This window comes from Endozoicomonas sp. ISHI1, from assembly GCF_024606225.1.
GTDB lineage: Bacteria > Pseudomonadota > Gammaproteobacteria > Pseudomonadales > Endozoicomonadaceae > Endozoicomonas_A.
The window spans coordinates 15,881-26,432 of sequence record NZ_JAGRPU010000007.1 but is presented as its reverse complement, the minus strand read 5'-3'; the positions used below and the strand labels follow the sequence as shown (position 1 = coordinate 26,432).

The 10,552-nt window shown below is 51.9% G+C and carries 9 protein-coding genes; all 9 read right to left on the bottom strand.

What is annotated here, in order from left to right:
- Positions 1-267: 267 nt before the first annotated feature.
- The 9 genes from KBW69_RS06935 to KBW69_RS06895 all read right to left on the bottom strand — a co-directional run bounded on the left by KBW69_RS06935 (position 268) and on the right by KBW69_RS06895 (position 10,418).
- Positions 268-2,112 carry a V-type ATP synthase subunit A gene (locus KBW69_RS06935; protein ID WP_257280415.1) on the bottom strand — a complete coding sequence of 615 codons (1,845 nt, stop codon included), beginning with the start codon at positions 2,110-2,112 and terminating at the stop codon, positions 268-270.
- 77 nt (positions 2,113-2,189) lie between these two features.
- A complete protein-coding gene (locus KBW69_RS06930; RefSeq protein ID WP_257280414.1) occupies positions 2,190-2,903 on the bottom strand; it encodes a DUF2764 domain-containing protein in 714 nt (237 codons plus the stop codon).
- Positions 2,904-2,965: 62 nt separating this feature from the next.
- Positions 2,966-3,652, bottom strand: coding sequence for an ATPase (locus KBW69_RS06925; protein WP_257280413.1), 687 nt, complete (start codon positions 3,650-3,652; stop codon positions 2,966-2,968).
- Positions 3,653-3,703: 51 nt separating this feature from the next.
- Complete coding sequence (locus KBW69_RS06920; protein ID WP_257280412.1) at positions 3,704-4,153, bottom strand: ATP synthase subunit C; 450 nt, start codon at positions 4,151-4,153, stop codon at positions 3,704-3,706.
- A gap of 2 nt (positions 4,154-4,155) precedes the next feature.
- The gene (locus KBW69_RS06915) at positions 4,156-5,964 is read right to left on the bottom strand and encodes a V-type ATP synthase subunit I (protein ID WP_257280411.1); all 1,809 of its coding nucleotides are present in this window, start codon (positions 5,962-5,964) and stop codon (positions 4,156-4,158) included.
- Positions 5,954-6,607 carry a V-type ATP synthase subunit D gene (locus KBW69_RS06910; protein ID WP_257280410.1) on the bottom strand — a complete coding sequence of 218 codons (654 nt, stop codon included), beginning with the start codon at positions 6,605-6,607 and terminating at the stop codon, positions 5,954-5,956. The genes KBW69_RS06915 and KBW69_RS06910 overlap by 11 nt, the downstream gene beginning before the upstream one ends.
- A gap of 3 nt (positions 6,608-6,610) precedes the next feature.
- A complete protein-coding gene (locus KBW69_RS06905) occupies positions 6,611-8,014 on the bottom strand; it encodes a V-type ATP synthase subunit B (protein ID WP_257280409.1) in 1,404 nt (467 codons plus the stop codon).
- 369 nt (positions 8,015-8,383) lie between these two features.
- Positions 8,384-9,385 carry an ornithine carbamoyltransferase gene (gene argF, locus KBW69_RS06900; RefSeq protein ID WP_257280408.1) on the bottom strand — a complete coding sequence of 334 codons (1,002 nt, stop codon included), beginning with the start codon at positions 9,383-9,385 and terminating at the stop codon, positions 8,384-8,386.
- Positions 9,386-9,689: 304 nt separating this feature from the next.
- The gene (locus KBW69_RS06895; protein ID WP_257280407.1) at positions 9,690-10,418 is read right to left on the bottom strand and encodes a PepSY domain-containing protein; all 729 of its coding nucleotides are present in this window, start codon (positions 10,416-10,418) and stop codon (positions 9,690-9,692) included.
- Positions 10,419-10,552: the final 134 nt, after the last annotated feature.

Genomic DNA, 10,552 nt, shown 5'->3' with positions numbered 1-10,552 from the left:
AAAACATTTAGCAGTTAAATGGAGAGCTGCAAGTTCGAGAGGCTAAATATCTAAATTTTGGCCAGGGAGTCAGTTAAGAGATCAGAGCGATTTCCAGGTCGTTTTTACCTGCTATCTGATGGGTAAGGTCTGATGGGGGGGAGACTGAAGAGAGGGCGGGTAAAGTAGGACTATCGTTGTAACTTGTCGTATTTTGAACAGGTTCAAACTTTTTTATGGATTCATTAAAAAAGCCGACAGTAGTCGGCTTTTTTGAGAAGCTCAGAATCAGGCCGCGGCAGCGGTACCAATGTATTGACTTCTTAACTCTTCGATCTTCTGGAGATAGCCGTTATATTCCGGGGAGCCATCGTGTGAGTAGTTGAGGTTCTTGAGCAGGCCGGTCAGCTTCACGAAGTAGTCACGGGCTACTTCTTTATCCTTGAAGGCGTACTGCTGACCGATCAGGCTCACAACCAGCTCGAAGCAGGCCTTCTGACGGCTCAATGGGCAACTGCTGTCGACATCATCAAAGGCGTCCTGCTGCAGGTAGACCATATCCAGAAAGAAAGACTTCTGGAAAGTAACGTAATCTTCCAGAGTAATACCTTCTTCACCGGTCACCTGCATCATCTGGTTGATGCTGTCACCTTTGACAAGCAGGGCCTGCATTTCCTTGACGGTATCTACCCAGTCAGCGGACAGGTTATTGCTGTACCACCCGGATAACTGATCAAGATAGCGGGACCAGGAGATCAATGGGTCAATGGCAGGGTAGAAACGCTTATAGGCGCGGTCATAGGAAAGTCCCAGGAAGGTTTTGACCGTACTCAGGGTTGCCTGGGTTACAGGCTCCTCGAAATTACCACCGGCGGGGGATACAGAGCCCACCAGAGTCAGGGAGCCTTCGTCTCCTTCTTCGTTACGGATGACACCGCAACGTTCGTATACACCTTTAATGGCAGAGTCCATGTAAGCCGGGAAACCTTCTTCACCGGGAATCTCTTCCAGACGGTTGGAGGTCTCACGCATGGCCTGGGCCCAGCGGGAAGTGGAGTCTGCCAGCGCGAGAACGTTGTACCCCATCTGACGGTAGTATTCACCGAGCGTCAGACCCGTGTAGATAGAAGCCTCACGGGCGGCCACAGGCATGGATGAGGTATTACAGATGATAACGGTGCGGTCGATGAGGGAGCCGCCGGTGGTAGGATCTTGCAGGTGTGGAAATTCTTCAATGGTTTCCACCACCTCACCGGCGCGTTCACCACAGGCTGTTACGATGACGATGTCGGCATCGCAGTAACGCGAGAAAGAGTGCTGTAATACTGTTTTTCCAGAACCGAACGGGCCGGGGATACAACCGGTTCCACCACGGGCAATGGGGAAGAAAGTGTCCACGATTCTCTGGGTAGTCACCAGGGGTGTATCAGGATACTGACGTTCAGTTTTACCTTTTCCGGACAAGGTTTCAGAAATGGAGTGACGTACCGGCCACTTCTGTACCATCGTAAGGTCGATCTCGTCACCCTGCCGGTTTCGCACTTTGGCAACGACGGTATCAACGCTGAAGGAGCCTTCCTGGATCCAGATCACTTCCACTTCGCCTTCGGTGTTAAAAGGAATCATGATCTTGTGCGTAAAGCGACCTTCGGGAACCGTACCAAAGGTTTCACCCGCGTGCAGTTTGTCACCAATCTTGGCCACTGCCGTAAAGGCCCACGTCTGACTGCGATCAAGCGCATCAATCTGGACACCGCGCTGCAGGAATTTACCATGCAGAGAGGCCAGTCTCTCCAGAGGGTTCTGCAGACCATCGTAGATCATGGAAAGAATGCCGGGACCCAGCTCCAGAGAGAGCAGATGGCCCGTCTGGATGATGGCGTCGCCTACTGCGACCCCCCGGGTGTCTTCGTAGACCTGAATGTCAGCGATATCACCGCGAACCCTCAGGACTTCTGCCATCAGTTGCTCCTCCACCTGTTCATTGGAGCGGCGGCCGGGCATCACGTAGACGACTTCGTTTTTGGTCAGCGGCTTACTGCCCAGACTCTTGATGGTGATGATGTCACCCATCACGGCAACGACTTTGGCCGAAGCCTGTTGTTCCAGTTCTGTGTTTGTCTGTTCACTCATGGGAGTTTTCCAAAAGCTGTTTACTGCTTGCCATGACGATGCACTCAGGGGCACTTGAAAAGTAGTGCCTCTTCACATTATGACTGCTCAATCAAGCTGTCACCGTCACGGGTTCCAGATAATGGGTTGACGAATTCGCCCAGGGCCAGATCAGTCAATTCGTTGAAGCGGTCCACTGCCTGTTCACCGTCGTAGGCTGTCCAGCGGGCCACCAGGTTCCAGCGCAGCAGGTAGATCACTACCGCTTCAAAGTCGAAGCAGTGCTGTCTGCCAGCGTCGTCCAGTCGGCGCCATACGGCTTCCAGCAGGGTTTTCTCGAGACTGAGATAATCCTGCCTGTTCAGGCAATCAATAGCCTGTGGAATCCACGGGAAGGCGTGCTGAAGGCCCAGTGTTGGATTGCTCCAGTTGCGGCGAATATAGGCATAGCGGGTGCCGAAGCTCCACTGGGGGTCGCCCGGTGCCTGCTTGCCCTGCATCTTACGGCGCAATGCTGCCATGACCGTTCTCATGTCTAGCCGCCAGTTGATCAGATCACGCAGGGTCTGGCTGGGAAGCTCACCATGCAGGCGGGCGGCCAGTTTGATCAGAGCTGCTTCGTCGACGTCTTCGCCCAGGTGGCTCCAGTGCATAAGCTGCTCCACCTTGATCAGGGTATCCTTGTCTTCCTGATTCAACATGGAGAGGCGTCGATCCAGTTGCAGACGGGAGATCGGAGTGATCTTGCTGTCAAACAGTGAATCGATATGAGGAAGCGAAGTCACCAAAGTGTAATAGGCATTTTCTGCCATTTCATTCTCCCTGAAAGTCAGGTGTTTTCAGTCTTGGCTGTTAACTTCTGACTCTTTACTCATTATTTGACGATACCTTCCAGCAGTGCCCGGAAACGAGGCTGAAGGTGTCTCAGCAAAACAGCCGTGACGGTTGTGTCGCTCAGTTCCACTTCGATCTCTTTGTCGTGAAGACGGAACTTGATACCACTCTGGCAGGTCTTGCCTACCGAGAAGGTCACGCCTTCCTGAAGCATTTCAGCGGCCTGACCGGTGACGAAGTCCAACAGAGGCCCCTGTTTAACCAGATCCGGGTTTTTGCGCAGCTCATCAACACCGATGACTTTGCGTGGCAGAACCACTTCCAGATTTTTCTCGCCGTGCAGGTTATTTTCGCCCGCCACTTCCAGAATCATTTGCTTGAGCACTTCTTCTTTCTCCAGAGAGCCGCTGACCAGCGCACTGACCTGTCCGGAGAATTTTTCCAGCAGGTAATCTTTCAGTTCCAGAACGGCGTTACGCTCTGCGAGTTGAAGGGCTTCCTGACCGGATTTGGTGATGAAGTCCGCCTCTTCACGAGCCTTGCTGACAATCGTGTCGGCTTTCGCCTGAGCTTCCCGGATCAGCTCAGCGGCATTGGCCCGGGCTTCGTTGATAATACGGTCAGCCTGATCACGACCGTCTTGTACGCCCTGATTGCGCAGTTTCTCGATCAGCTCCTGAACGCCAACAGAGACGTTCTGGCCGCCAGGATTCATTGCTGCTGTCATAATTTATTCCTCTGGTTAACGGTCCACCGTTCACTGTTCACAGTCTTCTGATCAGGCCGCAATCTGCTGACCCAGAACCAGGGCAAATACGAAAGCAAATACCGCAAAGCCTTCAACGATCGCAGCAGGAGCAATGGACAGACCAAAGACTTCTGGTTTGTTCTTGGAGGCATTGATGCAAGCGGCAACCGCCTGACCCTGGTAGATAGCAGAGTACATCAGGGCAATACCGGTCAGTAGACCAATGCCCAGCAGGCCAGGGGCGCTGTTATCGGAAACACCGATACCGCTGAGGGTGAACATGATGACGATGCCGTAAATAACCTGAGAGGAAGGCATTGCCGACAGACCAATAAATTTGCCGTATCCACTCTCAACATCCAGCATGGCACCACAAGCTGCCTGGCCAGCGACTGAGCAGCCAATGGCTGAACCTACTGCCCCCAATGCAACCGGTGCGAATACGCCTATCCAGCCCAGGGCCAAGATCAGATTTTCCATGGTTAATCCTCTTGTTTTTTAAAAGATTTGAATGGGTAGCCCTCGTCGGACAGACCCCAGTTAACGAATTCAATAACGTTGAGACGCATGCCGTGTACGACACCGCTCATGATGCACAGGGCAAAGTTGAGTATGTGTCCCAGCAGCAGAATCAGGCCGCTGAACAGCACACCAATGACCGGGCTGGAGTCCAGTGCATCCATAGCCAGAGTGTTGAAAGTCATGGCCAGAGATGCACCGGAAAGTCCCAGGGCAAAAAGACGCATGTAACTCAGTACGTCACCGAAAGCGGAGGTAATGTTATAAACCGCTTTCAGACCGTCCAGACCTCTCAGGCAAAAGCTGCCAACGGAGCGAACGGGTCGGGTACTGGTAAACAGGAAAACCAGTAAAGCACCTATGACCAGGCCTGCCGGTCCAACCCTGTCGGCAAAAATCGACGGCAGGGTGTGAGTCATGCCCAACCATATGGACAAACCTGAGCCCATAATGACTGCCCAACCGATCGGGGCGAGCGCATAACTGCTTTTTCGATTAACCACTGCCGTCATGATGTTGGCGATGATCAAATGCGTCACACCGACAAAGACTGACAGTTTCATCATGGCGTTGTAGTCGTTCAGGTTGACAACGGCCAGTTGACCGGGAACACTTCCCGAATCCGGCGCCACACCAAAGTAACTGCCGATCAGAATACCCCAGACAACACCCGCTGCTGACATGAAGTAAGCCAAATTCATCAGGCGTGAACCGGCCTCGGTTTTTTTCAGGTTCTTGCGGAACATGAACACGATGCCACCAAACAGCAGGCTGTACATGGCGTCACTCATGATCATGGCGAAGAACAGTGAAAACGAGTAAAAGACCAGATTACCCGGATCCCAGGTGCGGTAGTTGGGCGTCTGGAAGAAGCCCAGTGCATCTGAACCGCCACCAATACTGTCAGATTTTTCCAGCAGGGTAGGCGGGTTGTCCTCTTCAGAGGGCTTTTCGAAGATGGCTGCAACGCTGTTTTTCAGACAGAAAGCTTCCACCGCTTTTTTCTCAGATACCGCTACCCAGCCCTGAAGCAGGAAGAAGGTTTCCTCATCCTGAGTGCCACTGCTGGCCTCTTCCAGGGCTGCCTGATCCTGTTTGGCTGCAACTGCCTGGCCCAGCAGGTAGTTCCAGCGGGTCAAAGCTTCCCGCTCTGCCAGCAGTTCTTCCAGCAAATGCTCGGACTCTTCCAGTTCCATTTCCAGTCTGGAAAGAGGCACCATACCCACATGGGAGCGAGGGACTGGCAACAGGTCCTCTGCCGGTTCACTGCTGGAAATGACGATCACATAAGCTTCGCGAGAATCCCTGTGAATCTCCTCCCAGGGCAGGTCATTTTCTTTCAGAGCATCGGAAAGGGTCTCCATTTTGCTCAGAGGAACCACATAGAACCAGAAGCGCTGGCCATTCAGGTCTGACAGTTTGGGTAAGCTGAATTCACCCCATTGACGCACTTCACGGATTCGCTCAATCAATTTGTCACGGGCATCAGACACTTCCCGAACAGAGGTCTTGTTGTCGAGCACCTCGGCAACGATCTGATCAATGCAGGCCTGATTTTTGTCTTTGAGCTGTCGACGGGTACGCGGTGACCGCTCCAGCCAGGCCAGAGCTTCAGTGGCCTGTGCCGGTTGCATACGCAGGCTTTGATCCACCGTATTATCGGACAATGGAATCAGATGCATGCATCCCAGAGCCTGAAGCGCCTGAAGAATTCGGGTTTTCTCTTCCCCGGGCCCGTAGAGAGTCATTTTATTCAGTCGTTTAATGGCCATTGACTGCCTCCCCTGATTCCTGTTCACGGGCCTTGGCCAGCTTCGCTTCCTGAGCCAGTACTTTACCTTTGGAGAGCTTGGCGTTCATGACGTTGGCTCGATCCTGATCAGACAGGTAGATCTGGATTTTCTGGATACTCTCGCGGGTTTGCGGAATCAGTACCTTGGAAAATAGATTGACCCGCTGTGATGTCGTCCGGGTGGCCTTATCGAGCTCTTTATGACGCAGTACACGCACTTGATACTCAATGCGCAGGCGCACCATCTGCTGAAGCAGCTCGACCAGGAAGTCAACCCAGACCGGCTTGGCCAAATCACTGTAGGCTTTCACACGAATAGAGATGTTCTCTACCCTGGGTACCGCGGTACCTACGATATTCTCATCAATCAGTGTGACGTTGGTGACTCTGACCAGTCCTTCCAGGGGCACGTCTTCACGGGCCAACATCGGGAGCTGTTCCCTGACCAGACGCTCCACATCTGCCAAATGAGACCGGGTTTCTGCCAGCGCCTCTTCAGCCTTTTTCCGCTCAGCCATCAATTGCTGGCGCTTTAATTCCAGTGCTGGCAGGTAACGGTTGTAGGTCTTCAGGCTGCGCTTCTCTTTATTCAGCGAGCTTTTGTTGAGGGCTACCTTGGCCATGGTTTACGCCCCTGCAGCCGTTGTATCCGAGTCAGACTTTTCAGTGGCCCCGGCGGACTCCCCGGCTTCAGCGAGACCGGGCCAGTACTTGTCCAGCAGGCTCTGTTTCAGCAGGGTTTCTTCGGGCTCAAAACATTCAGCCAGTGTCTGCCAGCAAAGATCCAGAGCTTCTTCCAGACCCATCCGGGCTTCAAGAACCATGAAGCGGTTCTTGAATTTTTCACCAAAAGCAATGGCTTTCAGGTCGTAGCTCGACAGTTCGAAGGCCATGGCCTGTTTTTGCTGGGCATTCACGGAGTCAGAGTAGAATCGGATCATGGTGTTCATGATATGCGCGTGGTCGTCCCGGGTTTCTTTGCCCTGAATCATCTGTTTCAGGCGGGAAAGTGAACCGAACGGATCAATGACACCATTGTGCAGGTAGAATTGACCTTCGGTAATGTAACCGGTGTTATCCGGAACCGGATGAGTCACATCGTTGCCCGGCATGGTGGTGACCGCAAGGATGGTGACAGAACCAGCGCCCTTGTAGTCACAGGCTTTTTCGTAACGTTTGGCCAGCTGAGAGTAGAGGTCACCCATGTAACCGCGGTTAGCCGGGATCTTATCCATGGCGACGCCGATCTCTTTCATGGCGTCAGCGTAGGAGGTCATGTCGGTCAGCAAAACCAGAACTTTCTTGCTCTCGTTGACAGCAAAATGCTCTGCTACTGCCAGAGCCATATCGGGCGTCAGAAGACGTTCTACAGTAGGGTCAGAGGCCTGATTGGTAAACATGACGGTACGGGAAGATACACCGGCTTCTTCAAAAGTTGTGCGAAAGAAGTGGTAGTCATCGAAGATCAGGCCCATGCCAGCAAACACTACCACGTCAGCTTCAGCCTGAATGGCAATACGAGCCAGAAAGCGATTGTAGGGTTCACCGGCAACAGAGAAGATAGGGATCTTCTGTGATTCAACCAAAGTGTTGAATACGTCAATCATTGGAACATTGGTTCGTACCATTCTTGATGCCAGTACACGACGGACAGGGTTTACCGACGGGCCGTCGATTTCAACCTTGGGGTCCTGTTCCAGCCCCGGACCGCCATCAATGGGCTCACCGGCACCGTTGAAGATACGACCCAGGATGTTGGGAGAATAGGTGGCCTTCATAGGCTCACCCAGGAAGCAGACGGAGGCATCAGTGGACAGACCCTTGGTCCCGGCAAACACCTGCAGGGAAACTTCTTCCTGATCGATCTTGATGATCTGGGCCAGAGAATACACCTGTCCGTTTTGTTCGATCATCGCCAGATCGCCATAGCTGGCCCGGGCATTGCCTTCCGTCAGGTTAGGCACTTGAACGCGAATCAAGTCACCAACGATGCTGAGAATGTTGGTGTATCGCAATAGACTCTGGGGCATTGCTGCTCCTCTATACGGCTTGGGAACTGGAAAATTGGCACGATTGACCGGAGTCGTCAGAACTTAATCACCATGCGCTTCTGACATTCCACAAAATAAAATCATGGTCATTCAGGCCCGGATCGAAGGGCCTCCGGTTAATCATAAGTTACCTGTCGCCTATAAAGTTATGAAAACGGCAATCAGGTGCTAACGGGTTGCCGGAGGTTTTGGAGTGTTAGCTCCACAGTGTCAGCCAGCAACTTGGATATGTAGCAAAATTTACTCAATAGTAGACAATTCCAGACGTTTCAGTGTCCAGACTTTGTCAGGTTCATTCCTGACGCGAACAATATTTTCCTTTGATGGCCCCGGCTTTTACCTGACCGATCAAGCTCCCAGTGTCGCCACCATCACTGCCTTGATGGTATGCATACGGTTTTCTGCCTGATCAAAAACAATGGAGTGCCCGGACTCAAAAACGTCTTCTGTCACTTCCAGACCCGACATGTTGTACTTGCTGGCAATCTCACGGCCAATCGTGGTTTCATCGTTGTGGAAAGCAGGCAGACAATGCAGGAACCGGACGTCAGGGTTTCCTGTTTTTTCCAGCATAGAGGTATTTACCTGATAGGGTGACATCAGACGTACACGCTCGTCCCAGGCTTCTACCGGCTCTCCCATGGAGACCCAAACATCGGTATAGATAAAGTCACATTCTGAGACGGCTTCTTCAGCGGACTGGGTAACGGTGATTCTTGCTCCGGATTTTTCTGCTATTGGCTCGCAGAGATTCAGCAGTTCGGGGGCAGGGGTGTATCCTTTTGGAGCGGCAATTCTGAAGTCGACGCCCATCTTGGCACAACCCACCAGCAGTGAGTTCGCCACATTGTTCCGGCCATCGCCAGTATAACAGAGCTTAAGTTTACTCAGAGGACGACCCTTGCCATGTTCCAGCATGGTCAGAAAGTCGGCCAGGACCTGAGTCGGGTGCCAGTCGTCGGTCAGGCCATTCCAAACGGGAACGCCTGAGTATTTTGCCAGTTCTTCAACATGCTGCTGGGAATGGCCACGGAACTCAATACCATCATACATTCTGCCCAGAACCCTGGCGGTGTCTTTTACCGATTCCTTACTGCCCATCTGTGAGCCACCGGAAATGTAGGTCACATTTGCACCCTGATCAAAGCTGGCTACTTCAAAAGCACAGCGGGTTCGGGTGGATGCTTTTTCAAAAATCAATGCGATGTTGCGACCCTGAAGAAAGCGGGGTTCATTGCCGCTTTTCCTGGCCTGCTTCAGTTGCAGGGACAGATCGAGCAACGAGGCAATATCCTCTGCTGTGAAATCAAGCAGTTTCAGGAAAGGTTGGTTGGGCAGTCTGAAATCCATCGTTTTACTCTTGCTTTTTGTTAGGCGCATGGTTGCTTGCTGTGGACATTTGTCGCATCTTTCGGCGGCACTCCAGACGAACAGGCACAAGACTCCAGCGGGCGTTAGAATATATGCGCAAAAACCGGATAGCACTACGTAGAAATACGTCTGCCGTTACCAGTCAGAGCAGGTGCGGCTCCCGTAATCAGTAAGTGCTTACGTTATGTTTTTGATTTTAAGCCACCGATTGGCTGATTGCCCATATATTATCGTGGAGTACCTGAAGTCAGAAGCCGGGTATGCCGGACTTTTATAGCGACGACTAGAGCAGCGACGGGTAGGGGCGATCTTCAATGACATCTCCACTAGAGGCATTTACGACCAGCCTTTTCTTGAAGCGACTCTCATCCAGATAATAAATTTCCCGAACCTGCTGTTTCTTCCAGCGTGCCAGTCGGGTTTTCAGAATCACAATACTATTGTGAGTTTCTCTGGCCTTTGTTATGACCTGACTCAGGGACACAAGTTTACCCTGAGGTTGCACTGTGTAGGTGATATCATCAACGAGCATTCCGGTATAGGCATCAAGCGTCGTAGACCAGCGCTTTTGTTTTTTGTCTATAAAGTCAATGATTCGAACCCGCTGGCCATTTCGCATGTCGGTCCTTGTTTTCAGGATGACCGCAACAGAATGCTTGCTTTTGACTTTCTCTATGATTTTTTCCAGCGGCATGGGCGTCTGCAATTGGGCAACTTCAATGACCTTGCCTGATTGGGCATCAACGACTGCACGCTGGTTTCTGTTTCTACTGTCAGTAAAGTCAATGACCCTGACCCTGCGTCTGTCTTCTTCTGTAAGACGAACGTTTTGAATGATGACCTCACCGTACTTTTTCCGAATCTGACTGATGATTTGTTCCAATGGCACCAGATGGTTAGCTTCCGCAGGTGTAGGGGATTCGGCCTGACTACCCATTACTATGAACAGTGACATGATTAGCGACAGAGTGAAGACTTGAGCGAGACGTGACGGGAATTGGCTTTTGTACATGACACAGTACCTGTGGATTTACTTTGCAGATGCAAAGCCTTGGAAGGGATCTCGTCCAAACTGGAATATGAAACCGCACTATGAATTTACATCTTTTCTGAAAGAACCGTTTTACAAGAATGGCTCTGTTTTCA

Bases quoted from the DNA above. Each gene is read 5' to 3' on its own strand.
- KBW69_RS06935 (WP_257280415.1), bottom strand. From the start codon at position 2,112: ATGAGTGAACAGACAAACACAGAACTGGAACAACAGGCTTCGGCCAAA.
- KBW69_RS06930 (WP_257280414.1), bottom strand. From the start codon at position 2,903: ATGGCAGAAAATGCCTATTACACTTTGGTGACTTCGCTTCCTCATATC.
- KBW69_RS06925 (WP_257280413.1), bottom strand. From the start codon at position 3,652: ATGACAGCAGCAATGAATCCTGGCGGCCAGAACGTCTCTGTTGGCGTT.
- KBW69_RS06920 (WP_257280412.1), bottom strand. From the start codon at position 4,153: ATGGAAAATCTGATCTTGGCCCTGGGCTGGATAGGCGTATTCGCACCG.
- KBW69_RS06915 (WP_257280411.1), bottom strand. From the start codon at position 5,964: ATGGCCATTAAACGACTGAATAAAATGACTCTCTACGGGCCCGGGGAA.
- KBW69_RS06910 (WP_257280410.1), bottom strand. From the start codon at position 6,607: ATGGCCAAGGTAGCCCTCAACAAAAGCTCGCTGAATAAAGAGAAGCGC.
- KBW69_RS06905 (WP_257280409.1), bottom strand. From the start codon at position 8,014: ATGCCCCAGAGTCTATTGCGATACACCAACATTCTCAGCATCGTTGGT.
- argF (WP_257280408.1), bottom strand. From the start codon at position 9,385: ATGGATTTCAGACTGCCCAACCAACCTTTCCTGAAACTGCTTGATTTC.
- KBW69_RS06895 (WP_257280407.1), bottom strand. From the start codon at position 10,418: ATGTACAAAAGCCAATTCCCGTCACGTCTCGCTCAAGTCTTCACTCTG.